Origin of the sequence: Halostella salina (assembly GCF_003675855.1) — an archaeon.
In the GTDB taxonomy this organism is placed as follows: domain Archaea; phylum Halobacteriota; class Halobacteria; order Halobacteriales; family Natronoarchaeaceae; genus Halostella; species Halostella salina.
Genome location: NZ_RCIH01000006.1, coordinates 70,314 through 93,693 on the forward strand (window position 1 = coordinate 70,314; position 23,380 = coordinate 93,693).

Here is a 23,380-nt window from a genome sequence, read left to right on the forward strand (position 1 = left end):
CGTAAAAGGGGTTGTGAACTTCGTCAGGACGGCGTGGTCTGGAGGTTCAGCGACTTCCGGATGAGCTGGGTGAAGCCCATCGAGCAGAGGAAGTACCAGACGATCCACGCCTGCATCGGGCCGACGATCCCCTCCGCCCAGCTGACCTCGCCGTGCATCGGCATGACGATGGTCTCCGAGCCGATGGCCGGGCTGCCGATCTTCCAGTACATCCACAGGAAGAAGGGGATGGTGAGCAGGAAGATCCACACCATCGGGCGGAACTGCTCCTTGAACATCCCCATCTGGTCGCCCATCGCCTCCATCTGCTCCTCGCGGATCTGCTCCAGGGCCTCGTCGTCGCCGCGCTCCTTCGCGCGCTTCTGTTTCTCCTGGATCGCCTTCATCCGCTCCTGGTACTCGGCCATCCGGTCCATGTCCATCAGGTTCGACTGGAGCAGCGTCGAGTACAGCCCGGTGAGCATCGCGATCGCGAGGATGACCGCGTAGAACGGCATCGCCTCGGAGAGCGGCGAGAGCAACACGTCGATCGCGCCCCCGACCGTGTTCTTGACGGGATCGTAGTAGTAGCCGACCATCAGGCCGAGCGCGGTGACGCCGGCCAGCTTGTCGTACTGGGACCAGCTCGACTCCTCGTCGTCCTCGTCGTCGGTCCCCGTCGCCGTCGCGGTGACCGTCTCGTCGTCCTCCAGGGCCTCCTCGACGGCCTCGGGGTCAGCGAGTTCGAACCCCTCGTCGCCGCTGACGAGGATCCCCTTCTCGATGAGCCGGCCCCACTGTCCGCTCGTGAGGTCGTCGCGGACGTCCCCCCATTCGACTTCGCCCCCGTTGGCCTTCGTCTCGCGGCGCACCGCCGCGAGCGCGTCGGCCATGGTGACGTCCTCCTCGATGAGGGACTCCACTTTCTCCGCTGTCCGTGCCATTGCCGGGGTCTAGGAGACCGGCTGTAATCAACCTTTTACCTTCGGCTCGCCGTCGTGACGGATTCGACCCCGTCCGACCGGCTCGCGGACCGCCGGGTTACGCCGCGGACTGGACCGCGTCCCGAACGTCCGCCCACACCTCGTCGGGGGCCCCCTCGCCGTCGATCCGGACGAGTTCGCCCGACTCGTCGTAGCGCTCGATGACCGGCTCGGTGTTCTCCTCGTACACGCGGATCCGTTCGCGCACCGTCTCCTCGGTGTCGTCCTCGCGCTGGACCAGTTCGCCGCCACAGTCGTCACAGACGCCCGCCTCCTCGGGCGGTTCGAACTCGACGTGGTAGTTCGCGCCGCAGTCGTCGCAGACGCGCCGGCCGGTGAGGCGGTCGACGAGCACGTCCTTCGACACGTCGAGGTACAGCACCACGTCGAGGTCGGTGATCTCGTCCAGGTACTCGGCCTGCGAGGCGTTGCGCGGGTAGCCGTCGAGCACGTAGCCGTCGGCCGACTGGAGCGCCGTCTTGACGATCTCGTTGACCACCTCGTCGGGGACGAGTTCGCCGGCGTCCATGTACGCGCCCGGCGTGTCGTACTCCGTGTCGAGGTGGCTGATGTCCATCCCCTTGTTCGACCGGAGCGCGTCGCCGGTCGTGACGTGTTCGACCCCGAACTCGTCGACGATGTTGCTGCTCTGCGTGCCTTTGCCCGCCCCGGGTGCGCCCAGGATGAGAACGTTCGGATTGGCCATACCCGCACTTTTTCCTCCCCGGTTAAAGGCTTGAACATTCCGGCGACGCCTCCCTCGACCGCCGTGCCCGGTCGGACGTTTTTCGTCCCCCGCCCGCGTAGCCTCGCCCATGACCCGATTCGACGCGGCCACTCCCGGCGACCGGCGGAAACTGTTCGTCGATGCCATCACCGCCCACCGCCAGCGCGGCAGCCCGTTTCTCACCGTCGAGGCCGAAACCGACCCCGACGAACTCGCGCCGTGGGTGCAGGTGAGCGAGGACACGATCAACATGGACTGCACCGACGCGGAGCTCGACCGCCTGAAGGAGGTGCTCTCGGAGTTTCCGGCGTTCACGATCGACGAACTCACCCGGCCCGACGAGGCCGAGGGGACCAACGTCCGAGTCGTCGGCCGCGGCGACGCCAACCGCGTCGCCCAGTTCGTCGACCGCGCGTTCGCCGAGGCGTTCGAACTCACCGAGGAGTACCGGGCGTGGGTGGTCGAGGTCTGAGGCGACTGCTCCCGCCAAGTACGGCGATCGCCGGTGCCGGTACGGGCGATCACCGTCCCGGGTGAGAGCAACCACTATGACTCCTCGCCGATATCTTGGCGTTTATTAGCTGTCCCTCGCTATGGGGTAGTAGTACCTATGGACGTGTTCCACCCAGTGCCGCGTTTCTCCCCCGTTTCACGACCGGCAGCACCCCCCGGCGGAGGTGGGGGCGGATGAGCGACGAAGAGCTAGCCAAGGACCTCGGCCCCCTCGCCGCGCTGACCATCGGCGTCGGCACGATGATCGGCGCGGGCATCTTCGTCCTCCCGGGCGAGGCGATCCTGCAGGCCGGCTCGATGGCCTCGGTCGCGTTCGTCCTCGGCGGCGTCATCGCCATGTTCACCGCGCTCTCGGCGAGCGAACTCGGGACGGCGATGCCCAAGTCCGGCGGCGCGTACTACTACGTCAACCACGCGCTCGGACCGCTGTTTGGCTCCGTCGCGGGGTGGGCGAACTGGCTCGGCCTCGCCTTCGCCAGCGCGTTCTACATGGTCGGGTTCGGCCGCTACATCGCCCGCATCTTCGGCCTCAGCGGGAGCGTCGGCGTCGGCCCGGCGTCGATCACCGTCGTCAAACTGATCGCCCTGGTCGGCGGCGCGTTCTTCGTCCTCATCAACTACGTCGGCGCGAAGGAGACGGGCCGGCTCCAGAACGTCATCGTCGTGCTCCTCGTCGCCATCCTCGCGGTGTTTACCTTCCTCGGGACGCTCCGGGCCGAACCGGGCAACCTTCCGGACCCGACCAGCGTCGTCACGACGCTGGAGACGACCGGCCTCATCTTCGTCTCCTACCTCGGTTTCGTCCAGATCACGAGCGTCGCCGAGGAGATCAAGGATCCGGGCAAGAACCTCCCGCGGGCGGTCATCGGGAGCGTCGTCATCGTCACCGTCGTGTACGCGCTGGTGCTCGTCGTGATGAGCGCGGCGGTCCCGCAGGGGTTCATCGCCGACGTGATCACCAGCGGGCAGGAGAACCCCATCGCCGTCGTCGAGGTCGGCCAGTACATTCAGGGGGCCGCGATGGGCGGTGCCCTGCTGTTCGGCGGCCTGCTTGCGACCGCGTCGAGCGCGAACGCCTCGATACTGGCGTCCTCGCGGATCAACTTCGCGATGGGCCGGGACCGGATCGTCACGCCCGCACTCAACGCGATCCACCCGCGCTTTGGCACGCCGTACCGCGCCATCGGCATCACCGGCGGCCTCATCCTGCTGTTCATCGTCATCGGCGACCTGACGCTGCTGTCGGGGGCCGCCTCGGGGCTGCACCTCATCATCTACGGCCTGCTGAACGCGGCGCTGCTCGTGATGCGCTACGTCGCGCCCGAGGAGTACACGCCGGACTTCACGGTGCCGCTGTTCCCGCTCCTGCCGATCCTTGGCGTCGTGTTCTCCTTCGCGCTGCTGGTGTTCGTTGCCGGCGACGCGCTGTTGCTCTCCTTCGGCATCGCCGGGGCGGCGGTGCTCTGGTACCTTTTCTACGCCCGCTCACGGACGGAGAAACAGGGGATCCTCTCGGAGTACATCCTCTCGCGCTCCGAGGAGCTCCCGGACCGTGCGGTGTCGGCCGCCACGACGGTCCAGCCCGACGGCGGCACGTACCGCGTGATGGTGCCGCTGTCGAACCCCGACCACGAGCAGGAGCTGATCACCCTCGCCAGTGCCGTCGCCAAGCAGCGCGGCGGCGAGGTCCACGCGGTCCACATCGTACAGGTGCCCGACCAGACCTCGCTGACGTACGCTGACGAACACGTCGACGAGTTCGGCGCGGACCGCGAGATCGTGGAGGCCGCCCGCAAGGACGCCGAGACCTTCGACGTCCCGGTCGAGACCCACACCGTCCTCTCCCACCGTTCGTTCGAGGAGGTGTTCGACGCCGCGACGACGTACGACGCCGACCTCGTCGTGATGGGCTGGGGCCCCCACTCCCACGACGGGCGCGCGGAGTCGCGGCTCGACGAACTCACGCACGACATCCCCTGTGACTTCGTCGTGCTGAAGGACCGCGGCTTCGACGCCTCGCGGATCCTCGTCCCGACCGCGGGTGGGCCGAGCTCCGACCTCTCCGCGGAGATGGCCAGTCTGCTGCGCTCGGAGTTCGGCTCCGAGGTGTCGCTGCTCCACGCCGTCGGCGAGGGCGAGACCCGCGAGGAGGCCGAGCGGTTCCTCGAGGAGTGGGCCGCGGACCACGACCTCTCCGACGCGAACCTGCTCGTCAGCGACGCCGACGTGGAGACGGCCATCGGCGAGGCGGCCGCGGACCACACGATGCTGCTCATCGGCGCGACCGAGCGCGGCCTGCTCTCGCGGCTGCTCCGCGGGTCGCTCGTGCTCGACGTGGTCGAGGAGGTCGACTGTTCGGTGCTGCTGACCGAGACCGCCCGGCGTCGCTCGCTCCGGGAGCGGCTGTTCGGGTAGCGACCTAATCCCGGGTTTCCCGGGCTAAGGCGGCTATAACAAAGGCCGCCTCCGTGGTAGCTACGGCGCATGCTCACAACCGTCCGCGGTTCGACAGGTGGAGCGCGATGATCGACGTGCTCGTCGCTCCGCTGCAGCTCACCGGCGATTTCCTGCAGTGGGCGATCGTGTTTTTCGTCCTCGCCATCATCGCCGCCGTCGTCGGCGCGCGCGGCGTCGCCGGCGTCAGCATGGAGATCGCCAGGATATTCATCATCGTGTTCATCATCCTGGCGATCGTCACGCTGTTGCTGTAGGCGGGGTCAGAACTCCGAGAGCGTCGTTCGCCGGCGCTCGTCCGGCGGCACGTTCGTGATCAGCACTTCGGCGACCTCGCCGCGCTCGTCGCCGTCGCTGTTTATCGCCCGGGTCGCCTCGACCACCTCCACGTCGAACGCCGGAAGGTCCTCGTACAGTTCGGCCACCGGCGGCGAGTTCGAGAGGACGACGTGGACGCCGTTCTCGCCGAGCGTGGCCGCCAGATCGCGGAGGCGGCGCTGGTCGTCGCGGTCGAACCCCTCGGCGTGGTAGTCGGTGAAGTCGGCCGTCGTCGACACCGGCTGGTACGGCGGGTCGAAGTAGACGAGATCGCCCGCGGTCGCCTCGTCGGCGACGTACTCGAAGTCGTCGCTGTGGATCGTCGCGCCCGCCAGCGCCTCGCTCGCCGCGCGGATCCGGTCGGCCTGCACCCAGTCCGGGTTCGCGTACCGTCCCACGGGAACGTTGAACTCACCGTCCGAATTCTCCCGGTAGAGCCCGTTGAACCCGGTCCGGTTCAGATACAGCAGGAGACTCGCCTCGCGGACCGCCTGCTCGTCGGTCTTTCCCTCGACCGTCCGCAGGTCGTTGAACTCGTCGCGGGCGTCGTAGTAGTAGTCGTCCGAGTGCTCGTGGGTGCGGTTCTCCGCGATGAGCGTCTCGGGGTCGTCCCGCACTACCTCGTAGAAGGTGACGAGGCGCTCGTTCACGTCGTTTATCGACCCACTGTCGGGTTCGAGGTGGAAGAAGACCGCGCCGCCCCCGAAGAAGGGCTCGTGGTACCGGTCGTACGCGACGGGAAAGCGGGCGGTGATCTCCGGGAGCAACTGGCGCTTCCCGCCGGCCCACTTCAGCACGGGGTCGACCATCTACCGGACGGTGGTGCGCTCGGGGTAATAAACGTCATCACTTGGCGGCTCGCGCCGGGCCGGAGTGCCGTCGTTGCGGTGAACGGCGGCGGGGTGGGAAACCTCTATTTCCCGCGCCCATCAACGTCGAACCGGTAGATGGCCACGGAGGACGAGTCGGTCAGCGTCTTCGCCCCGTTCCGACGGTTTCTCTCGCTGGAGCGCGACGTGCTCGTCCTCTCGGTGGCGATGTTCGCCTTCAGCCTCGGCTTCCAGATGACCAACCGCTTTCTCCCGGAGTACATCGTCGCGCTCGGCGCGTCCGGTTTCGTCGTGGGGCTGTTCGGGACGGTCGGCAACGTCATCTCGGCCGTCTACCCGTACCCCGGCGGTGCGGTGTCCGACCGGATCGGGTCGCGCTACGCGCTGACGGCGTTTGGCTTGCTCTCGACGCTCGGGTTCGGAGTCTGGTTCGTGGCCCCCCGTGTCGGGACGGTCTCCGTCGGCGGCGTGGCGGTCGAACCCTGGGTCTGGATCTTCGTCGGCCTGTTCCTCGCACAGGCCTGGAAGTCGTTCGGGCTCGGGGCATCCTTCGCCGTCGTCAAGCAGGCGACCGACCCGTCGCGGCTCGCCGAGGGGTTTGCAAGCACCGAGACGTTCCGCCGGACCGCCTTCCTCGTCGGGCCGGTGCTTGCCGCCGCCCTGATCGGTCTGCATCCGGCGTTCACCGTCAGCTTCCAGTACGTGCTCGCGGTGGCGGTGCTGTTCGGCGTCCTCGGCACCGCCGTCCAGCACGTCCTCTACGACGCCAGTTCGGACAGCATCGGCGACTCGTTCGAGGGAGTCGACCGGATCCTGACGGACCTCCGGGAGATGCCCGCGGAACTCAAGCCGCTGCTGGTCGGCGACACGCTCGTCCGCTTCGCCAACGGCATGGTGTACGTCTTCTTCGTGCTCGTGGTCACGCAGATATTCGAGGTGGGGCTGGAGACGACGGTGTCGGTCGGCGGCCTCTCGTACGCCGTCGACCTCTCGCCGGAGGCGTTCTTCGGCTACCTGCTCGGCGTCGAGATGCTCGTCGCCCTGCTCGTGATGGCACCGGCGGCAAAGGCGGCCGAGCGCGTGGGACTGAAGCCGGTCGTCGCGCTCGGGTTCGCCGTGTACGCCGTCTTCCCGGTTGTCCTCATCTACGCACCGGCGACCCCGACCGCGCTCGTCGCCGTCTTCGCGTTCTCCGGGCTGCGCTTCGCGGGGCTGCCGTCGCACAAGGCGCTCATCGTCGGTCCCGCGGAGCAGGGGACGGGCGGCCGGGTGACCGGCACCTACTACCTGCTCCGGAACACGATCGTCATCCCCAGCGCCGCGCTCGGCGGCTACCTCTGGGACTTCGTCAGCCCGGAGGTAGCCTTTACCGTCGCGGCCGCGATCGGCGTCGTCGGCACCGGCTACTTCCTCGCGTTCGGCGAGGAGTTCGAGGCGTACGCGTGAGCGTGTGCCGAGTCGGCCGCTAAACAGCGACCTGCGCGCACGACTCCCGCCAAAAGTCGAGGGAAGCCGATCCGGTTCCGGAACTGCAACCGATCAGAGTCCGGTTCGCCGTCGAATGACGAACAGCAGTACAACGGCACACACACTCAGTAGCGGCGTAAACCCGGGCTGTCCGTTACTGTTCACCGAGGCGTTGGCATCGGTGGCAGTGGTGTCCTCAGTTGTCGATTCCGTTCCTGCCGTGGTCCCCCCGGCCGCGGATCGTTGCTCGATACCGACCTCGCCCGTTACGGTCGAGTTGCCGGTACGGATGCTCACTGTGTAGCCCTCCGAGACATTGGCTGGCAGTTCAGCGGTGAACACAATACGGGTCGTTTCACCGCCAGCGAGGCGGATCTGCTTGCGGGTTTCCACTTGCCCGTTCAGAACGAGCGCTGCCGTAACTGTCCCTTCGGTTGGGCCGGTGTTCGAGATGTTCGCAGCCACTGGGACGGTGTCACCCGGCGTGGCCCGGTCCGGCGTTTCGATAGCCGTGACTTCAAAGCTCGCCGGTGGGACCACTACCAGTTCGGTCGCTGCTTCGCTCTCTCCGAGTTGCACCTGGACCTCGTGGTCGCCGGGGTCTGTATCCTCGGGGATCGACGGGGTGAACGTGACGGTCCTCGATCCGCCGCTGTCGACGGCGATGGACTGCGTCGCAATTCGGTCGTCGCCGACACCGATGTCGACCGTCCCGGTTCCCTCGATGTCCGCTGTGTTGGCGACCGTAGCCGAGACTTCGACCGCGCTTCCGGCCGTCACACGGTTCGGAGCGGTGATATCCGTCACAACGAGGGCATCCGGGGCGGTGATCGTGACGATGCCGCCGCGTTTCCCCTCTTCTGTCCGGATGTTGTACTGATACTCACCGGGCTCGATATCCGGTGGGATCCGCTCTTCGAAGGCCACTGTGGTGCTGTTTCCGCCGCCGAGACGGACGGCTTCGCCACCGGCCGACGACCGATCGAAACTGAACTCGATGACGGCGGTTCCGGCGCTTCCGCCGGTGTTTGCGACGGTCGCCGAAAGGTCCAGTACGTCGCCGCGGCCGACGGTCTCGGGTGCATCGACCGATGCCACACCGATCGATGCGTCGGTGCTGCCTGCTGTCCCGCCACCCCCACCTCCCGACCCGTCGGTGGTTCCGTTATCGGGGGTTTCAGTCCCCCCGCTGTCCCCGTCGCTATCGTCGGCCGCTTCGACCGTTATCCGTCCGGTCGTCTCGCAGTTAGGGGTGGCAACCCTGAGGCGATCCGTTGCACCGTCCCCTTCGGTCGTCTGCCAGCGGAGCGTGACGGTAGCGTTTTCGCCGGGCCCAAGCGTGACCTCGGTCGTATCGACGGTCGTTCCGTTGAACTCGTGTAACGCGATCCGTTGTGTGTTCGTGAACGCCGCGGTGTTCGTGACTCTCGCCGTCACCGCCACCGACTCACCGGCCGTCACGGGCGCGGATGTGTCGGTGATCGTCACGTTGAACTGCGCCAGCGGCCGGGCAGTCGGGTCCTCCCACGCCAGCCGGGGCGACCCGGTCGTCGGCACCCACGTCGCGTCGAAGTCCAGGCGCGTCATGTTCGAGACGGACGCGGTCCCGGTCAACTGGTCGGTCGTGAGGCCGGACACGTTCGTCACGGTGCCGGAATCGATCGTACCGACCGCGTCGCTGGGTGCCGCGGTTCGGTTCCAATAGGAGTCGGTAACCGTTGCGTCCCGGGCGACGATACCGACGAGACCGCCGCCGGGACCCGATGTAGTGACGTTTCCTGCGCTGTACGACCGATTCAGCGACCCCTCAATGAGAACCCCAACGATCCCACCTCCACTCCTACCGTCGACTGACGCCGTCGAATAGGTCTGTCGAACTGCGTCCGGGCCGGTATGGACGCCAACCACGCCCCCGACGTAGCTTCCGCCGGTTACGTTCCCGACGGCCGACACTTCGTGAAGCGTCGTGTCCTTGCTCCCGCCGACCACGCCTCCGACGTAGCTTCCGCCGGTTACGTTCCCGGCGGCCGACACTTCGTGAAGCGTCGTGTCCTTGCTCCCGCCGACCAGCCCGCCGACCGTTTGATCCCCGATGACGGTGCCTCCCGTCGACGAAACCCGGGACAACACCACCCCATCAGCCCCTCCGGCGAGCGAACCGACCACGGAATCGGCGCGGACGGTCGTGTTCACCAGGGTTACGTTCGTCACCCGTCCGTCGCCGGAAACGAAGCCGAACAAGCCGGCGTGGGTCTCACCCGGCCTGTCGACGGTTACCCCCGTGATCGCGTGGCCGTTCCCGTCGAGCGTTCCGGTGAACGGGCGGCTCCGGTTTCCGAGCGGGTCGAATCCCGCGCCGCCGTTCCACGTTTCGGTGCCCGCCGCGGCGATATCCGAACTCAGCGAGTAGTGGGCGTCCCGGTCCTGGTTCAGGAGCTGAAGTTCCCGCACGGTCGAAACCCGATAGGGATCGGCTGCCGTCCCGTTGCCCGGGAGCCGCTCGACCGGACGCACGAGGGACACGTTCCGCGTGGTGACGCCGGTGACATCGACCCGGACCGTTTTCGTAACCGGCTGTCCGGGGAGGTCGGTCCGCGTGACGTTCAGGCTGACCGACTGGCCATCGCTGACGGTGATCCGATAGGTATCGTTGTCGTCCATCACCGACTGCCGGACCGGTTCCGGCTGGGTCCCTGTCCCGGATACGGTAACGGTTGCGTTCCCGACTGGGGTGTCCGCGACGTCGGTGATAGTGCCGGTAACGGCAGCGAACCGGTACGCGTCAATGGTCGTCGTGACCGCGACGTCGCTGCCATTGATGTCCGACTGTGCCGTGTGTTCGAAGGCGACCGTGTCCGTTTCGCCGGCAGCGAGTGTGGCCGTCCGCCGTTCGATCGGTTCACCCGCAACGGTCAGCGAGATAGTGCGGTCGCCCGCCTCGTCCCCGGCGTTGCGGACGGTTGCGTTCACCGCGAGGGTTCCTCCGGCGTCCGTTCGCGGCGGCGTTGTCACGTTCTCGACGAGATACACCGCCGGCACGGTACCGGTCTGCCAAGCGAGACGGGGGTACCCGGACGAGACGGCCCACGTCTCGAAGAACTGGAGTCCGTCCATGGAGACCGCCGCGCTCCGTCCGGTCATCCGGTCGGTGTCGAGCCCAGTTACGTTTGCCACACCGCCGGTTCGGTTCGCGCCGACCGCCGACAGTCCCACCGTGTCTCGATTCCAGTAGGATGAGTCGAGGAACACCCTGTCCAAGTTACGTGTGTCCATGGTCCCGACGAGCGCTCCGGTTTCTGCCTCACCGCTGACGGAACCGACCGCGACGGACGTCCGAACGTCGCCGAGCCCCCGGTTCGTTCCGACGAGCCCGCCGACGGAGACGTTCCCGTCGACGGTCGCGTTCGAAAACGATGCGTCGGTGAGCCTCCGGTTCGTTCCGACGAGCCCACCGACCGAGTCGTTCCCGATGACGGTCGCGTTCGTCCAGACGGTTCGGATGAACCCGCTGTTCTTGCCGGCGATCCCGCCGACGTGAGTCGTCCCGTTGACCACGCCAGTCGAGATGGACTTCTCCAGCGGGAAGGAGCCCTTCGCATCTGCGCTCCCGACGATACCGCCGACGATCGATTCACCACGCACCGTTCCCGTCGCGGTCGCATGCCGAATCGGGCCCTGGGTGAACCCCACGACGCCCCCGACGTACTCGTCGCCGCTGACGGTGGCGTTCGATGTCGAGTTCAGGATCCTCGTGTACGCGTATCCGACGATCCCCCCGACGAACCGGGATCCCGTGACGGACCCGTCCATCGTCGCGTTTCGCACCGTCCCTATGTGAGACCCGACGACACCGCCGACGGAGGCATTGGCGCTGACGGAGCCGCGTACCGCTACCGACTGCACGGTTCCGCTACTCCCTCCGGCGAGTCCGCCCACCCTCGCGTCGCCGGACACGGCTACGTTCGTCACGCTCACGTTCGCTATTCGCCCGTCTTCGCCGACGTCACCGAACAACCCGATGAACTTCTCCGACGGTCGGTCCACCGTCAGTCCGCGTATCGTGTGCTCCTTTCCGTCGAACTCCCCCGTGAACGGGTGGCTATCGTTTCCGATCGGCGCAAACCCCTTCCCGCCGTTCCAGGTAGCGGTTTCGGCGGCGTCGATATCGTTCCCGAGCTCGTAGTGGGCGTCGAGACCCTGCGACAGCAGCTGTAGCTCGGTCGCGTTCGTGATGACGTACGGGTCGTCTTCGGTACCGTTCCCGTGCAGGCTCTCCAGACTCACGTTGCCCGCTGCCTCGGCCCCAGCAACCGAAGCGGTACCTGCCACGGCCGCCAACAACAGCAGGGTGACCTGTGTCAGTACCGCAAGCTTTCGACTTCGACGCTCCCGACTCATCGCTATCTATCCTGCTCTCGCTCGCTCGACGAGCGTTCCCTCACGGAACTCAGCAACGGCCGGCTGCGTCCGTCGATCGTCACCCGCGACGCCCCAGTACCGCGTTGCCGTAGCCCGGGTTCGCGCGAAAACATGATTCTGCGTGAACAATTCTGCTTCGGAGTGGTTAATGTGTCGGTTCACCGACTACATCCACTCCGTGTCCTCGGCCGCCTTCGCGTCACTCCTCCTCACATGCCCATCGGTAAACGGCGTCCCGTCCCATGGAGTCATACCGGCCGAGAGCGCTGCCGCTCGCCGGTTCGAGGCACCGCAAAGAAGTGTGGATATTCGGGGTTACTAACCGAACATCTGGCGCATCATCGGATGCATCTCCATGAGTTGCTCCTCGGCGATCTCCTCGTACAGCTTGTACGTGATGGAGACCGTCAGCAGCAGCCCGGTACCGGAGACGCCGCCGATGGTGCCGAGCATGTTCGCCATCACGGCCAGCAGGCCGACCAGCGCGCCGCCGATGATGGTGACCTGCGGGATGTATCGCTCCATCACCTTCTCGATGACGCCGACGTTCTGTCGGAACCCGGGGATCTGCATCCCGGAGTTCTGGATCTGCTTCGCCGTCGCCTCGGGGCCCATGTCCGTCGTCTCCACCCAGAAGATGGCGAAGATGGCGCCGCCGATGATCATGAACGTCAGGTCGACGCCGATCCGTATCAGCACCTGCCAGGTCTCCTGGGACACCGCGCCGGTCCACCACATCCAGTCGCCTCTGGACTGGATCGGCGCGACGTAGTAGAAGAACCCGCTGACCGGCTGGCCGTCGGCGTACACGCCGAGCCAGGACGGCATGTCGATGGTCGAGGCGAGGATCTGTCCGAGGAACTGCAGGTTCGCCTGCAGCGCGCGGACGAGGATCATCGGCAGGACGCTCGCGTAGATGAGCTTCACGGGGAACCGGCCCCGGGCACCCTTCACGCGGGCGTGGCTGAGTGGGATCTCGACCCGGACGCTCTCGGCGTACACGACGATCCCGAAGATGAGCAGCGTCGTGATCAGCGCGAGCAGGTCGCCCGGCCCGAGGAACAGCGCGTACAGGCCCTGGCCGGCGATCGGGCCGATCCCGACTTCGCCGACGGCGATCCGGTACCACTGCATGATGAGGCCGTCGCCGCCGATGATACCGCCCATCAGTCGCTGGCTCACGCCGGCGATGATGAACAGGCCGATACCGCTCCCGACGCCCCACTTCGAGATGATCTCGTCCATGAACAGGATGAGGATCCCGCCCACGATGATCTGGCCGAAGATGACCCACTGGGTCGCCCCCGTGCCGAGCGTCATCCCGCCGAGCGAGATCGTTCCTGCTGGCAGGAAGCTGCCGGCGAACACCATCGGCGCGGCGGTCAGGACCGTCATCACGACCACCAGCAGCTTCTGGAGGCCCTGATACAGCACCTGATCGCGCGGATCGTTGGTGTCTAACCCCAGCAGGTTCGCACCGCCCAACAGTTGGAGGACGATGCTCGCGGTGACGATCGGCCCGATACCGACCTGCAGGACCGACCCCTGCGACCCGGCCAGGATCGACCGGAACTGCTGGTAGATGTCACCGCCGCCGGTCGCGGCCAGGCCGTAGAGCTGTACGTTCGTGAGGAAGAAATACAGCACCAGCACGCCGGCCGTCCAGCCGAGCTTCCGCTTGAAGGGGACGTGCCCCTCCGGCCGCTGGACCGACGGCATGCGCGTCAGGACCGGTTCGGCAGCTTCCTTCCATCCCATGTGTTATTCCTCGTCTTGGTCCGTCTGGGATACGTCTTCTGATTCGGCTTCCTCGGCGCGGTCGCTGAGGACGGCGTCGCCGCCCGCCTCCTCGATGAGTTCGCGGGCGCTCGCGGAGAAGGCGTCCGCGACGACCGTCAGCTGGTTGCGCACCTGACCGTTGCCGAGCACCTTCACGGCGTCGGCCTCGAACCCGTCCTCGACGATCTCGCGGGCGTCGAGTTCGTAGCCGTCGCCGGTCTCCTCGGCGACGCCCTCGGCGGCGTACACGACGGCGTCCTCGTCCAGCTTCTGGACGTCGATGGTGAGGACCTCGTCCTGGGCTGCCTCGGGGCGGGTAAAGCCGTGTTTGCCGAGCGGTTCGTAGTTGTGGAACTCGTGTTTGTCGCGGCCCGCACGCCCGCGCCCGCCGCGATGGCCGGCGCCGCGGCGATTCTTGTGGCTACCGCCGCCGTGCGTACGAGAGCCGCGCTGTCGTCGTTTCTTGCTCATTGTTATCGCATCGCTGTGAGGAGGTCGTCGATCTCCTCGGTGGTGTGTTTGCCGAGCTGCCCGCCGGCAGCGGTCGGCTGCTTGATGCCCTCGTGGCCCTTGCGCGGGGCGTGGAGCCGCAGCACCGGTGCGAGGCCCTCGTCACGGAGCGTCGTCTCCTCGTCGACGAGCGCTTCGGCCAGTGCGGCGACGTCGTCGTAGTCGGTGTTGTCGGCGACCCACTCGTCGTCCACGTCGGCGTCGCCCTCCTCGGGTTCAGCGCGCTTGCGCAGGAGCGTCTCGACGGTCTCCGCGCTGGGCTGTCCGTGGGCAACGTAGTCGTTGACCTTCGTCACCATCCCCTCGTACGCCGGGGTCTCGGGGACCAGCGCACAGTGGTTGACCGCGTGGATGTTGAGCATCTCCAGGGTGTCCTGGATGTCGCCGCTCATGTCGACCTCGCCGCGGACCTGCACGACCGCCTTCATCATTCGATCACCTCGCGCTGCTCGAAGGCGTGCTGGGGGACGCGCGCCTCGGCCGTGTTGCGAAGGGCGTTGAACGTCGCCTTCGCGAAGTTGACCGTCGTGCGCGTGTTCCCGGAGCTTCGCGTCCAGGCGTCCTCGATGCCGGCCAGCTCCAGCACGTTGCGGACCGTCTCACCGCCGGCCAGCCCCAGCCCGCGCGGCGCGGGCTGCAGCTCGACCTCGACGCTGCCGGCCTTGCCGCTGGAGCGCAGCGCGACCGTGTGGGGACGGCCACAGCCACACTCCCAGGACCCGCAGCCACGGGAGACGTTGATGATGTTCAGCTTCGCGATGCCGATGGCCTTCTGGATCGCCGCGCCGACCTGGTCGTCGCGCCCCTCGGCGTAGCCGACGAACCCGTCGCGGTTGCCGATGGCGACGACGCAGCGGAACTTCACGCGTCGCCCGGAGTCGGTCATCCGCTGGACCATGTTGATGTCCAGCACCTCGTCCTCCAGCCCCGGCAGGAGCTGGTCCGTGACTTCCGGCTCCTTCAGCGGGAGCCCGGAGTTGAGGGCGTCCTCCATCGTGTCGATCTCGCCCTCCTGTACCTTCTTGCCGAGCCGGGTGACGGGTTCCCAGCCGCCGTCGTTGTAGTCGTTGCTGCTCATAGCTCTTGGAGAGTGTCGCGCACTTCGTCGAAGTGCTCGGGCAGTTCGGTGGCGTCGAAGTCGCCGCTGTAGAGCGGCTCGTCGAGCTGCTCCGCGTACTCGGCGATGTGCTCGCCGCGGTTCCGCGGCCACTCGGCCAGCACGTCCTCGTTGTGCGGGATCTCGATGCCAGCGTCTATCGCGCCTTCCTGGACGGCGAACACCTTGTTACCGGGCGTCGCCGTGTTCAGACCGATGTCGAGGACCGCCTCCTCGACGTCGGCATCGAGCGCACGCTTGCCGGCGAGAAAGCCCGTCAGGTACGCGGCGGGGAGGTTGCCCGTTGGGGCTTCCCAGCCGTGTTCCGTCAGGTCGCTGGAGTGTGCGCTCGCTATCGTTTCGTCGCCGTCGGGGCCGGGGGTCACCAGCTGCGCCGTAATGTGCTTGTTGCTCTTGCGAGCGACAAGCCGGGGTTTCCCGGATTTCAGCAGGCGCAACCTCTGATGGTAATCAGTCCGGACCTCGCGGCGGCGCCGCATCGGCACCTTGTATCGTGGTCCTGTCGCCATTAGTGGTCACCGTAGTGTTCGTCGATGTAGTTCAACAGGCGCTGGACGCTGCGGAACTCGCCGCCGCGGGACTTGTTGTACAGGTCCCGGTACTGCGAGGACGTGATCTCGCCCTCGGCGCGGAGTTCCTTCAGCTTGGCGCGCTGTGCGCGGATCCGTTCCTGCCAGTCCTCCTTCGGGTCCTGGCGAGCGCCGGCCTTCCCGCGGCGGGAGCCGGGGCCGGTCTGGTGGCCGTAGGAGCGCTTCTGCTGGCGCTCTCGGGCGCGGCCACGCGAGTTGCCCGACTTCTCCTCTGCGCGGATGGTGCCCTGGTCGACGAGTTCGCGGATGTCCTCGCGGGTGATCGCCTCCGCGATCTCGCCCTGGGCCTCCGGGTCGAACCAGACGCGGTTCTTCCCGACGTCCAGCACGTCGGCGGCGAGGCGCTTCTGTGCGGAGAGGTCACTCATCGTCGGTCACCTCCACTTCGACGTAGGTGGGGTTGAGCACGCGGATCCCCGCGTCCTCGGCCTCCTCCTCGATGCGCTCGCGCTTGCGAGCGCCGACTTTCGAGGCGATACGGACCGCCTCGCGGTCGCCGTCGACGCCCTCGAGGTCGTCCACGTTGTGGACGTGGACCTCCTCGAAGCCGCTCGGGTGCTTGCCGCGCACCTCGGTTGGCGTCCGGAAGCCCGCCTGAACGGTGTCGCCCTTGCCCTTGATTCCGCGGCGCTGCTTGGACAGCTGGCCGCGCGGGCGTCGCCACGAGGTCGACACGCGCTTTTTCTTGTGGTGGTCCTGGCGGTTGAACTGCGGCTTGCCGACCTGGCGGCGCTCCGCGAGGAGGCGCTCCTCCCGCTCGGAGAGGTCGGGCGTCTTCTCGGCGAGGCCGCGAGGCTGGAGCTCCGTCTCCACGTCTTCGTCGGCCTCCTCCGTCTCGGTCTCGTCTTCGATCTCCGCCTCGGTCTCCTCGCTGACTTCGAGGTCGCCGACGTCGGCCTTGATGCGGGCCGCGAGCGCGTTGCCCACGCCCTCGGCGTCGGCGAGTTCGTCCTGGCTCGCGCCCTTGACGTCCTCGACCGTCTCGAAGCCGGCGTCGCGGAGGGCGTCGGCCTTGCTCGCGCCGACGCCGCTGATGTCCTCGAGTTCTTCGGGTTCGTCTGCCATTTACTGGGCACCTCCTTTCGGCTTCTCCGTGATGTACACGCCGTCCTGGAAGACGCGGTTGTCCTTGTCCGTGACGCGCGTGGTCTGTTCGATGTCCGCGGCGGTCTGACCGACGGCCTCCTTGTCGGGGCCGCGGAGCGTCAGCTCCTCGTCGTCCACTTCGACGTCGGTGTCGCCGTGGACGGGGGTCCGTCGCGGGGCCTTCTCGCCGAGGAAGTTCTCGATGACGACCTCCTCGCCCTCGACGGAGACCTGCATCGGGAAGTGGGAGTAGAACACTTCCATCTGATACTCCCACCCCTCGGTGACGCCGTGGAACATGTTGGTGACGTGGCTCTCGAAGGTGCCAAGCGTCGACATGGTCTCGGCGTCGTCCTCGTCGCTCTCGATGACGACGACGTCGCCGTCGACCGAGACGGACACGTCGGGGTACCAGAGGCGTCGCGTGACGCTCCCCTCCGGGCCCTCGACGGTGAGGTCGAGATGGTCGACCTCCGCGCTTACTTCGTCCGGAATCTGAAGTTCTGTTCGCGGCATTGTTAGTAGACGTATGCGATGACCTGGCCACCGACGCCCTGCTCGCGGGCCTCGTAGTGGCTCATGACGCCGTGGCTCGTCGTGACGATGAGCGTCCCGTAGTCACGGGCGGGGAGGAACCGCTTCTCCCACTTCTCGAACTCGTCGGACCCCGCTGAGTAGCGGGGCTTGACGGGGCCACAGTCGTTGATGGCGCCTTTCAGTTCGACCTCGAACCGACCGGCCTTGCCGTCCTCGACGAACTCGAAGCCGTCGATGTACCCGCGGTCGTACAGGACCTCGAGGACGCTGCCGATCTCGTTCGAGGCGGGCTCTACCGTGTGTGTCAGATGCCCCACGCTCTCGGCGTTGTCGATGCCGGAGAGCGCGGTGCTGAATGGGTCGTTGCCTGCCATTGTTATCGATACTTCTTGAAGCCCATGCTTCGAGCGACTTCGCGGAAGCACTGTCGACAGAGCCAGATGTCGTACTTGCCGACGAGGCCCTGCTTGCGCCCGCACCGCTGGCACTCCTCCAGCTGGTCGGTGCGCTTGCTCGCGTGCTCGCCCGTCTGGGCGTCGTTCTCGCTTTCACTCATTGGTCAACCTCCACGGAGAACTCCGACTCGACGAACGCGACGGCGTCGTCGGCGTCGAGGCGGTGGCTCGACGGGATGGAACGGGTGGCCTTGTCGCGCTTGGAGACGCGGTAGCCCGGACGCACCAGGTTGACGGTGACGTCCAGCCCGTAGATCCCGACGCTCGGGTCGTACTCCTGGCTCGGGAACTCCGTGTGTTCCTCGACGCCGAAGCTGAAGTTGCCGGTGTCGTCGAACTGCGACGCGGAGACGTCCGCGAACTCCAGGGCGGTCTCCAGGAACTCGTGGGCGTCGTCGCCGCGAAGGGTGACCTTCGCGCCGATCGGGTCGCCCTCCCGGATCTCGAAGTCCTGGTTCGTCGCCTTGGCCTGCGTGCGGACGCTCTGCTGCCCCGCGACCTCCTCCAGGATCTCCTCGGCCTGGGCGAGCTCGCGGCCGCCCTCGCCGACGCCCATGTGGACGACGACCTTCTCGACGGAGGGGCGACGCATCTCGTGGAACTCGGCGTCGTCGGCCTCGCTCATGCCGCGTCACCTCCGTCGTCGCCGGTGAAGTTCTCGTCGATGACGACGACGTACTCCTCGACCGTCTCGAAGGAGCCGTCCTCGGTGTCGACGGCGACGTTGTTCGAGCCGCTGCCGGGCGTGACCTGTATCTCCGTGACCTCGCCGACCTCGCCGGCGTGCTGCCCGCGAACGGCGGTGACGAGCGCGCCCTCCTCGTACGGGAAGTGGGCGACGACCTCGTCGGTCTCGTTGTCGACGACGATCGAGTCGCCGCCGCTGTACTCGCTGCCGTCCTCGACGGTCAGGTTCCGACCGTCGTGGAGGTTCAGCTGGGTCGTCCCGCCGGGCACCTGGCGCTTGTCCTCGATCTTGCCGAGCTTGGAGCCCGCGGCGTCCGCGTCGATGGGGGTCAGCGAGAGCCGACCGCCCTCGTCGGGGAACACGCGGTAGTACTCCTCGCGCTCGGTGAAGGCGAGGATGTCGAACATCCCGATCGGGATGCTCTCGTCGGAGACGGCGTCGCCGTTGACCAGGACGGTGTCCTGATTGAGCGCGTAGCGTGCCTCCTTCTTCGAGTCGACGTAGCCGAGCACGTCCCGCAGGAGGATGACGAGCGGCACGCCGTCCTCGCCGTGGGGACCCGCGCCGGCGGCGGTCGTGAACGTCTCCGTCTTGCGTTCGACCGGCCAGGACTTGGGTACTGACAGTCGCTTCTGATGTTTCGTCATTCGCTATCACCTTCCAGTCGCGCCTCGCGGCGCTCGTCCTCTAAGTCGAGCTCCGTCACGCGGAGGTTGCTCGCGTCGAGCGGCCGCGGCACTTCCTCGCCGTCGGCGGTCTCGACCGTGACGTCCTCGACGTGGACGACGGCGTCCTTGAGGTCCACCGCGACGACTTCGGCCTCTTCGCCGGCGAAGTCGCCGCGCATGACCTCGACGGTGTCGCCCTCGTTCACGCGAACGCGACGGGTGTCGTACTCCTCGCGGAGCTCGTCCGACAGCGTCGCGTGGACCTGCTTGTGTCGCTCGTGGAGCGACGCCTCCGCGGTCTGGGTTCGCTGTTTGCGTGGTTGTCGTGTCATACTATCATCGTCGCGGTGCTCGCGATGCTTCCGAAGCGCTCGGCCACTTCGCGTGCGACGGGCCCCTTGATCTCGGTGCCGCGGGGCTCCTCGTTCTCGTCGATGATGACGGCCGCGTTGTCCTCGAACTTCACGCGGGTGCCGTCGGGACGACGGATCGGCTTGCGCTGGCGGACGATCACCGCTTCGAGCACCTGGCGACGCATCTCCGGCGTCCCCTTGGTGACCGAGACGGTGATCTTGTCGCCGACGCCGGCCTTCGGGTGCCGGTTCTTCGTCCCCGAGTACCCGGAGACGGAGGTGACCTTCACCTCGCGTGCGCCGGTGTTGTCGGCACACGTGAGCAGGGAGCCCTTCTCCAGGCCCTGGGTCACGTCAGCCTTCAGCGCTTCCATCAGTCGTCACCTCCCTCGTCGGGAACTCGTTCGACGACGACGTGGCTCTTCGTCTTCGAAAGTGGTCGTGTCTCTGCGATACGGACCGTGTCGCCGACGTCCAGCTCCACGCACTCGGGTGCGTGGGCGGGAACGCGCGACCGTCGCTTCATGAAACGGTCGTATTTCGGCACGGTGACGTCGTACTCTCGCTCGACGACAACGGTCTTGTCCATGTCGGTGGAGGCTACCTCCCCTTCGAGCGTCTGCCCGCGCACGGAAAGCGACCCGTGGAACGGACAGTTCTCGTCGGAGCAGGCGTCCTCCGGTTCCGGTACGTTCAGTCCTAACGCCATAGTGAATCTCCTGTGTTCTCGCTTCGCTGTGCGGGCCGTGAGAGCAAACGTGTCCCATCCACCGTAACGTAGGCCACGCCCTCGCCGGACCCAGACTGACCGGGGCTTCCCCCGGCAGTTTCCGAGCCCAGTTCGGACGCGGTCCCCGCGTCCCTCTCGGGAGCGGCGGCTTCATCTGTAGCGTCGTCGGCTCCGACGTCGAGCGCGAACTCGAACGTCGCCTCCCGCTTTGGCACCTGTCGCACCCGAGGCTCCCCGTCGCCGTCCGCGTCGGCCGGCCGACATTCGACGTGCAGCGTCTGCATCGTCTCGATCACGACACGGCCGGCTATCCCGACCAGGTCGGGGTTCGTGGCGTCGACCACCGCTACGCGGAGGCCGTTGAGTTCGTGTCGCGGGAGCGTCTCGGGTGTCAGTGCCATCGGTTCGTTATTCGTCGTCGAAGTCGCCTTCCTCGCTCTGGATCGTCTTGATCCGAGCGATCGTCTTCCGCAGCTCGCTGATCCGGCCGGGGTCCTCGGGCGCACCGCCGGCCGCCTGCACGGCCTTCGCGTTGAGCAGCTCGGTTTCGAGCTCCTCCAGCTCGGACTCGCGCTCGGCGGGAGTCATCTCCCGGATCTCCTCGGCGTAGAGGATCGCCATCAGGCGTCACCTCCTTCGTCGTCGTCCTCGGACTCGGCTTCCTCGTCCATCTCGTCCATCAGGTCCTCGGCCTCGGACTCGACTTCCTCGTCGAGTTCCTCGAGCTCCTCGGCGATGTCCTCCTCCTCGCCGCCGGGGACCTCGACGTCTTCCTCATCGAAGTCGGCCGCCTCCGCGGCCTCCTCGACGACTTCCTCGTCCACCGTCTCCTCGGCGGGTTCGGCGGACTCCTCGGCCTCGGTCTCCTCGACGTCGGCCTCGCCCTCCTCGGGCTCGTCGAGCAGCGCCTCGACGCCCTCGTCGGCGTCGACGTCCTCGGGGATGAGGCCCTCGATGTCGGCGTCCTCCTCGATGCGGAAGTCGTCCGGAAGCTCGGCCTCCGGCGGGATGATCTTCACGTCCACGCCGATGGTGCCGAGCTTCATCACGGCGACGCCCTGCCCGTGGTCGACGATGGTCTCGGCGGGCTCGCCGTTGTGCTTGATGTAGCCGTCGTTGAACTTCTCGACGCGCGAGCGCGCGCCGGTGACCTTACCGGAGAGGACGATTTCGGCGCCCAGCGCGCCGGCATCCATGATGCGCTCCAGCGTGGTGTGGCCGGCCTTCCGGAAGTACCAGCCACGCTCCAGGGCGTTCGCCAGGCGGTCGGCGACGATCCGGGCGTTGAGGTCCGGTTCGTCGACCTCCTGGACGTCGATCTGGGGGTCCTCGAGGTTGAACCGTTCCTCGAGGGCCGTGGTGATCTTCCGGATGTTCTCGCCGCCCTTGCCGATGACCATCCCGGGCTTCTCGGCCTTGAGGACGATCTGGGTGCCCATCGGCGTCTTGGCGACGTCCATGCCGCCGTAGCCGGCGCGACCGAGCTCTTCCTCGAAGAACTCGTCGATCTGGGAGCGCTGCAGGCCGTCTTCGATGAACTGGTGTTCGTCAGCCATTATTCCTCATCCTCCGTTTTCAGGATCAGTTCGACGTCGACCTCCGGCGTGTTCCACGCGGAGGCGCGACCCATCGCACGGGGCTTGCGGCCCTGGGACTCGCCGACCTTGTGGGCGGCGACGTGGTCGATGACCATCTCCTCGCCGTCGAACCCCTGGTGGTCGGCGTTGTTGACGGCGTTCTCGATCAGGTCGAGGAACGCCTCGCTGGCCTTCTCGGGGTAGCGACCGGCGTCCCAGCCGTCGATGTCGGAGCGGTGGCCGACGCCGCTGTTGTGGGACTTGAACGGCACCGACTGCTCGCCGTCGATGACCGACTGGAGGAACTCCTCGGCCTCCGTCGCGGTCTTGCCCTTGATCTCGCGGGCGATGGCCTTGCTGTGCTTGTGGCTCATGTGACGCTCCCGGAGCATCGCTTTCGCCGTCTCGTCCGGGTCCGCGTCGACGCTGTAGTTGATTCCCATGGTTGTATCACTTCAGCGGGACGAACTTCGACGAGCGTGTCGCCCCGATGCCGGCCTGTCCGTGCTCGACGGAGGTCCGCGTCAGCTGGAACTCGCCGAGGTAGTGGCCGATCATCTCCGGTTCGACCTGCACGCGCTCGAACTCCTGCCCGTTGTAGACGGCAAACGTCTTGCCGACGAACTCCGGCAGGATCGGCATGTCGCGCAGGTGCGTCCGGATCGGGTCGTTGGCGGTCTCCTCCTCGCCGGCCTCGCGGGCCTCGGCGAGCAGCTTCTCCTTCTCGACGGAGAGGCCGCGCTCGATACTTCGCCGCTGTCGGGCGGGGAGCAGTTCCGCGACGTCCTCCAGGCTCATGTCCTGCAGTTCGTCTAGCGTGTGGCCACGGTAGGTGAACTCACCTTCGCGGCCGGTTCTGTACTCGGAGTCGCTCATTAGTTGTCACCTCCGCGACCCGTGCGCCGGGACGAGATGTCGCCCACCTTGCGGCCCGGCGGGGCGTTGCGGGAGATGCTCTTCGGTTTGCCCGGGTGCTGGCGGCCACCGCCACCGAACGGGTGGTCGACGGCGTTCATGGCGACGCCACGAACGTTGGGCCACTTCGTGCCGCGGGCTTTCATCTTGTGGTACTTGTTACCGGCCTTCACGTGGGGCTTCTCGGTGCGGCCGCCGCCGGCCACGACGCCGATGGTCGCCCGACACTCGGGGTCGAGGCGCTTCGTCTGGCCGCTCGGCAGCTGGACGACCGCGGCGTCGCGGTCGTGCGTGATGAGGTCGGCGCTCGTCCCGCTGGCGCGGGCGAACTTGCCGCCGTCGCCGGGCTGGCGCTCGACGTTGCTGACGGGGACCCCCTCCGGGATCTCCGCGAGCGGGAGCGTGTTGCCCGGCTTGATTTCCGCGGAGACGCCGACCTGGATCTCCTCGCCGACGCCGATACCCTCGGCGACGAGCACGAGGCGGCGGTCGCCGTCCTCGAACTCGACGGCGGCGACGGGCGCGCTCCGGGCCGGGTCGTGCTCGATGTCGACGACCGTGCCCGAGACCACGTCGCTGTCCTCGGCCTTCTTGTGCGTCAGGTCCGCCTTGTAGCGGTGCGAGGGGGCCCGGAACGTGGGGCCACCGCGACCGCGTCGCTGTCCTTGAATCCTGCGTCCCATGG

29 protein-coding genes are annotated in these 23,380 nt (G+C 67.1%); 4 read left to right on the top strand and 25 right to left on the bottom strand.

Annotation, left to right across the window (positions count from 1 at the left end):
• Positions 1–23: 23 nt before the first annotated feature.
• Complete coding sequence (locus D8896_RS12545) at positions 24–923, bottom strand: DUF106 domain-containing protein (RefSeq protein ID WP_121822452.1); 900 nt, start codon at positions 921–923, stop codon at positions 24–26.
• A gap of 97 nt (positions 924–1,020) precedes the next feature.
• The gene (locus D8896_RS12550) at positions 1,021–1,668 is read right to left on the bottom strand and encodes an adenylate kinase (protein WP_121822453.1); all 648 of its coding nucleotides are present in this window, start codon (positions 1,666–1,668) and stop codon (positions 1,021–1,023) included.
• A 109-nt stretch (positions 1,669–1,777) separates the two neighbouring features.
• Between D8896_RS12550 and D8896_RS12555 the strand changes: the two genes are divergently transcribed.
• The 3 genes from D8896_RS12555 to D8896_RS12565 all read left to right on the top strand — a co-directional run bounded on the left by D8896_RS12555 (position 1,778) and on the right by D8896_RS12565 (position 4,913).
• The gene (locus D8896_RS12555; protein WP_121822454.1) at positions 1,778–2,161 is read left to right on the top strand and encodes a hypothetical protein; all 384 of its coding nucleotides are present in this window, start codon (positions 1,778–1,780) and stop codon (positions 2,159–2,161) included.
• 215 nt (positions 2,162–2,376) lie between these two features.
• Complete coding sequence (locus tag D8896_RS12560; RefSeq protein WP_121822455.1) at positions 2,377–4,617, top strand: amino acid permease; 2,241 nt, start codon at positions 2,377–2,379, stop codon at positions 4,615–4,617.
• A 107-nt stretch (positions 4,618–4,724) separates the two neighbouring features.
• The gene (locus D8896_RS12565; RefSeq protein ID WP_121822456.1) at positions 4,725–4,913 is read left to right on the top strand and encodes a DUF1328 domain-containing protein; all 189 of its coding nucleotides are present in this window, start codon (positions 4,725–4,727) and stop codon (positions 4,911–4,913) included.
• Between the two features lie 6 nt (positions 4,914–4,919).
• On the opposite strand, the gene D8896_RS12570 is transcribed toward D8896_RS12565, so the two are convergent.
• Complete coding sequence (locus tag D8896_RS12570; RefSeq protein ID WP_121822457.1) at positions 4,920–5,783, bottom strand: DNA adenine methylase; 864 nt, start codon at positions 5,781–5,783, stop codon at positions 4,920–4,922.
• Between the two features lie 138 nt (positions 5,784–5,921).
• Here D8896_RS12570 and D8896_RS12575 point away from each other — a divergent pair, with 138 nt between their 5' ends.
• Positions 5,922–7,250, top strand: a complete 1,329-nt coding sequence (locus D8896_RS12575) for an MFS transporter (protein WP_121822458.1) — start codon at positions 5,922–5,924, stop codon at positions 7,248–7,250.
• Positions 7,251–7,343: 93 nt separating this feature from the next.
• Here the strand turns inward: D8896_RS12575 and D8896_RS12580 are convergent, their stop codons facing one another.
• From D8896_RS12580 to D8896_RS12685, 22 genes are all read right to left on the bottom strand, one after another.
• Positions 7,344–11,555 (bottom strand): hypothetical protein, encoded by a 4,212-nt coding sequence (locus D8896_RS12580; protein ID WP_121822459.1) that lies wholly within the window; start codon positions 11,553–11,555, stop codon positions 7,344–7,346.
• Between the two features lie 453 nt (positions 11,556–12,008).
• The gene (gene secY, locus D8896_RS12585) at positions 12,009–13,448 is read right to left on the bottom strand and encodes a preprotein translocase subunit SecY (RefSeq protein ID WP_121822460.1); all 1,440 of its coding nucleotides are present in this window, start codon (positions 13,446–13,448) and stop codon (positions 12,009–12,011) included.
• Between the two features lie 3 nt (positions 13,449–13,451).
• Positions 13,452–13,940 (bottom strand): uL15m family ribosomal protein, encoded by a 489-nt coding sequence (locus D8896_RS12590; RefSeq protein ID WP_121822461.1) that lies wholly within the window; start codon positions 13,938–13,940, stop codon positions 13,452–13,454.
• Between the two features lie 2 nt (positions 13,941–13,942).
• Positions 13,943–14,407 carry a 50S ribosomal protein L30 gene (gene rpmD / locus D8896_RS12595; RefSeq protein WP_121822462.1) on the bottom strand — a complete coding sequence of 155 codons (465 nt, stop codon included), beginning with the start codon at positions 14,405–14,407 and terminating at the stop codon, positions 13,943–13,945.
• The gene (locus D8896_RS12600) at positions 14,407–15,057 is read right to left on the bottom strand and encodes a 30S ribosomal protein S5 (protein WP_121822463.1); all 651 of its coding nucleotides are present in this window, start codon (positions 15,055–15,057) and stop codon (positions 14,407–14,409) included. Before D8896_RS12600 ends, rpmD begins: the two co-directional genes overlap by 1 nt.
• Positions 15,054–15,605, bottom strand: a complete 552-nt coding sequence (locus D8896_RS12605) for a 50S ribosomal protein L18 (protein WP_121822464.1) — start codon at positions 15,603–15,605, stop codon at positions 15,054–15,056. Before D8896_RS12605 ends, D8896_RS12600 begins: the two co-directional genes overlap by 4 nt.
• On the bottom strand, positions 15,605–16,054 hold the full coding sequence (locus D8896_RS12610) for a 50S ribosomal protein L19e (protein WP_121822465.1): 450 nt from the start codon (positions 16,052–16,054) through the stop codon (positions 15,605–15,607). Before D8896_RS12610 ends, D8896_RS12605 begins: the two co-directional genes overlap by 1 nt.
• Positions 16,047–16,751, bottom strand: a complete 705-nt coding sequence (locus D8896_RS12615; protein ID WP_121822466.1) for a 50S ribosomal protein L32e — start codon at positions 16,749–16,751, stop codon at positions 16,047–16,049. Before D8896_RS12615 ends, D8896_RS12610 begins: the two co-directional genes overlap by 8 nt.
• Positions 16,752–17,288, bottom strand: coding sequence for a 50S ribosomal protein L6 (locus tag D8896_RS12620; protein ID WP_121822467.1), 537 nt, complete (start codon positions 17,286–17,288; stop codon positions 16,752–16,754).
• A gap of 2 nt (positions 17,289–17,290) precedes the next feature.
• Positions 17,291–17,683, bottom strand: coding sequence for a 30S ribosomal protein S8 (locus D8896_RS12625; RefSeq protein ID WP_121822468.1), 393 nt, complete (start codon positions 17,681–17,683; stop codon positions 17,291–17,293).
• A gap of 2 nt (positions 17,684–17,685) precedes the next feature.
• Entirely contained in the window at positions 17,686–17,865 is a 180-nt protein-coding gene (locus D8896_RS12630; RefSeq protein WP_121822469.1) for a 30S ribosomal protein S14, read from the bottom strand.
• Complete coding sequence (locus D8896_RS12635; RefSeq protein WP_121822470.1) at positions 17,862–18,389, bottom strand: 50S ribosomal protein L5; 528 nt, start codon at positions 18,387–18,389, stop codon at positions 17,862–17,864. The genes D8896_RS12630 and D8896_RS12635 overlap by 4 nt, the downstream gene beginning before the upstream one ends.
• Entirely contained in the window at positions 18,386–19,099 is a 714-nt protein-coding gene (locus tag D8896_RS12640) for a 30S ribosomal protein S4e (protein WP_121822471.1), read from the bottom strand. The genes D8896_RS12635 and D8896_RS12640 overlap by 4 nt, the downstream gene beginning before the upstream one ends.
• Positions 19,096–19,452 carry a 50S ribosomal protein L24 gene (rplX, locus tag D8896_RS12645; RefSeq protein WP_121822472.1) on the bottom strand — a complete coding sequence of 119 codons (357 nt, stop codon included), beginning with the start codon at positions 19,450–19,452 and terminating at the stop codon, positions 19,096–19,098. The genes D8896_RS12640 and rplX overlap by 4 nt, the downstream gene beginning before the upstream one ends.
• Positions 19,449–19,847 (bottom strand): 50S ribosomal protein L14, encoded by a 399-nt coding sequence (locus tag D8896_RS12650; protein WP_121822473.1) that lies wholly within the window; start codon positions 19,845–19,847, stop codon positions 19,449–19,451. Before D8896_RS12650 ends, rplX begins: the two co-directional genes overlap by 4 nt.
• Complete coding sequence (locus tag D8896_RS12655) at positions 19,847–20,182, bottom strand: 30S ribosomal protein S17 (RefSeq protein ID WP_121822474.1); 336 nt, start codon at positions 20,180–20,182, stop codon at positions 19,847–19,849. The genes D8896_RS12650 and D8896_RS12655 overlap by 1 nt, the downstream gene beginning before the upstream one ends.
• Positions 20,173–20,604 carry a ribonuclease P protein component 1 gene (locus tag D8896_RS12660; protein ID WP_121822475.1) on the bottom strand — a complete coding sequence of 144 codons (432 nt, stop codon included), beginning with the start codon at positions 20,602–20,604 and terminating at the stop codon, positions 20,173–20,175. Before D8896_RS12660 ends, D8896_RS12655 begins: the two co-directional genes overlap by 10 nt.
• A 7-nt stretch (positions 20,605–20,611) precedes the next feature.
• Positions 20,612–20,824 (bottom strand): 50S ribosomal protein L29, encoded by a 213-nt coding sequence (rpmC, locus tag D8896_RS12665; protein ID WP_121822476.1) that lies wholly within the window; start codon positions 20,822–20,824, stop codon positions 20,612–20,614.
• Positions 20,824–21,759 carry a 30S ribosomal protein S3 gene (locus D8896_RS12670; RefSeq protein WP_121822477.1) on the bottom strand — a complete coding sequence of 312 codons (936 nt, stop codon included), beginning with the start codon at positions 21,757–21,759 and terminating at the stop codon, positions 20,824–20,826. Before D8896_RS12670 ends, rpmC begins: the two co-directional genes overlap by 1 nt.
• Positions 21,759–22,223 carry a 50S ribosomal protein L22 gene (locus D8896_RS12675; protein ID WP_121822478.1) on the bottom strand — a complete coding sequence of 155 codons (465 nt, stop codon included), beginning with the start codon at positions 22,221–22,223 and terminating at the stop codon, positions 21,759–21,761. Before D8896_RS12675 ends, D8896_RS12670 begins: the two co-directional genes overlap by 1 nt.
• Before the next feature lie 7 nt (positions 22,224–22,230).
• Positions 22,231–22,656: a 30S ribosomal protein S19 gene (locus D8896_RS12680; protein ID WP_121822479.1), complete on the bottom strand. Its 426-nt coding sequence runs from the start codon at positions 22,654–22,656 to the stop codon at positions 22,231–22,233.
• On the bottom strand, positions 22,656–23,378 hold the full coding sequence (locus tag D8896_RS12685) for a 50S ribosomal protein L2 (protein ID WP_121822480.1): 723 nt from the start codon (positions 23,376–23,378) through the stop codon (positions 22,656–22,658). Before D8896_RS12685 ends, D8896_RS12680 begins: the two co-directional genes overlap by 1 nt.
• Between the last annotated feature and the right edge of the window lie 2 nt (positions 23,379–23,380).

Coding starts and splice junctions, on each gene's coding strand:
- D8896_RS12545 (WP_121822452.1), bottom strand. CDS start 923: ATGGCACGGACAGCGGAGAAAGTGGAGTCCCTCATCGAGGAGGACGTC.
- D8896_RS12550 (WP_121822453.1), bottom strand. CDS start 1,668: ATGGCCAATCCGAACGTTCTCATCCTGGGCGCACCCGGGGCGGGCAAA.
- D8896_RS12555 (WP_121822454.1), top strand. CDS start 1,778: ATGACCCGATTCGACGCGGCCACTCCCGGCGACCGGCGGAAACTGTTC.
- D8896_RS12560 (WP_121822455.1), top strand. CDS start 2,377: ATGAGCGACGAAGAGCTAGCCAAGGACCTCGGCCCCCTCGCCGCGCTG.
- D8896_RS12565 (WP_121822456.1), top strand. CDS start 4,725: ATGATCGACGTGCTCGTCGCTCCGCTGCAGCTCACCGGCGATTTCCTG.
- D8896_RS12570 (WP_121822457.1), bottom strand. CDS start 5,783: ATGGTCGACCCCGTGCTGAAGTGGGCCGGCGGGAAGCGCCAGTTGCTC.
- D8896_RS12575 (WP_121822458.1), top strand. CDS start 5,922: ATGGCCACGGAGGACGAGTCGGTCAGCGTCTTCGCCCCGTTCCGACGG.
- secY (WP_121822460.1), bottom strand. CDS start 13,448: ATGGGATGGAAGGAAGCTGCCGAACCGGTCCTGACGCGCATGCCGTCG.
- D8896_RS12590 (WP_121822461.1), bottom strand. CDS start 13,940: ATGAGCAAGAAACGACGACAGCGCGGCTCTCGTACGCACGGCGGCGGT.
- rpmD (WP_121822462.1), bottom strand. CDS start 14,407: ATGAAGGCGGTCGTGCAGGTCCGCGGCGAGGTCGACATGAGCGGCGAC.
- D8896_RS12600 (WP_121822463.1), bottom strand. CDS start 15,057: ATGAGCAGCAACGACTACAACGACGGCGGCTGGGAACCCGTCACCCGG.
- D8896_RS12605 (WP_121822464.1), bottom strand. CDS start 15,605: ATGGCGACAGGACCACGATACAAGGTGCCGATGCGGCGCCGCCGCGAG.
- D8896_RS12610 (WP_121822465.1), bottom strand. CDS start 16,054: ATGAGTGACCTCTCCGCACAGAAGCGCCTCGCCGCCGACGTGCTGGAC.
- D8896_RS12615 (WP_121822466.1), bottom strand. CDS start 16,751: ATGGCAGACGAACCCGAAGAACTCGAGGACATCAGCGGCGTCGGCGCG.
- D8896_RS12620 (WP_121822467.1), bottom strand. CDS start 17,288: ATGCCGCGAACAGAACTTCAGATTCCGGACGAAGTAAGCGCGGAGGTC.
- D8896_RS12625 (WP_121822468.1), bottom strand. CDS start 17,683: ATGGCAGGCAACGACCCATTCAGCACCGCGCTCTCCGGCATCGACAAC.
- D8896_RS12630 (WP_121822469.1), bottom strand. CDS start 17,865: ATGAGTGAAAGCGAGAACGACGCCCAGACGGGCGAGCACGCGAGCAAG.
- D8896_RS12635 (WP_121822470.1), bottom strand. CDS start 18,389: ATGAGCGAGGCCGACGACGCCGAGTTCCACGAGATGCGTCGCCCCTCC.
- D8896_RS12640 (WP_121822471.1), bottom strand. CDS start 19,099: ATGACGAAACATCAGAAGCGACTGTCAGTACCCAAGTCCTGGCCGGTC.
- rplX (WP_121822472.1), bottom strand. CDS start 19,452: ATGACACGACAACCACGCAAACAGCGAACCCAGACCGCGGAGGCGTCG.
- D8896_RS12650 (WP_121822473.1), bottom strand. CDS start 19,847: ATGGAAGCGCTGAAGGCTGACGTGACCCAGGGCCTGGAGAAGGGCTCC.
- D8896_RS12655 (WP_121822474.1), bottom strand. CDS start 20,182: ATGGCGTTAGGACTGAACGTACCGGAACCGGAGGACGCCTGCTCCGAC.
- D8896_RS12660 (WP_121822475.1), bottom strand. CDS start 20,604: ATGGCACTGACACCCGAGACGCTCCCGCGACACGAACTCAACGGCCTC.
- rpmC (WP_121822476.1), bottom strand. CDS start 20,824: ATGGCGATCCTCTACGCCGAGGAGATCCGGGAGATGACTCCCGCCGAG.
- D8896_RS12670 (WP_121822477.1), bottom strand. CDS start 21,759: ATGGCTGACGAACACCAGTTCATCGAAGACGGCCTGCAGCGCTCCCAG.
- D8896_RS12675 (WP_121822478.1), bottom strand. CDS start 22,223: ATGGGAATCAACTACAGCGTCGACGCGGACCCGGACGAGACGGCGAAA.
- D8896_RS12680 (WP_121822479.1), bottom strand. CDS start 22,656: ATGAGCGACTCCGAGTACAGAACCGGCCGCGAAGGTGAGTTCACCTAC.
- D8896_RS12685 (WP_121822480.1), bottom strand. CDS start 23,378: ATGGGACGCAGGATTCAAGGACAGCGACGCGGTCGCGGTGGCCCCACG.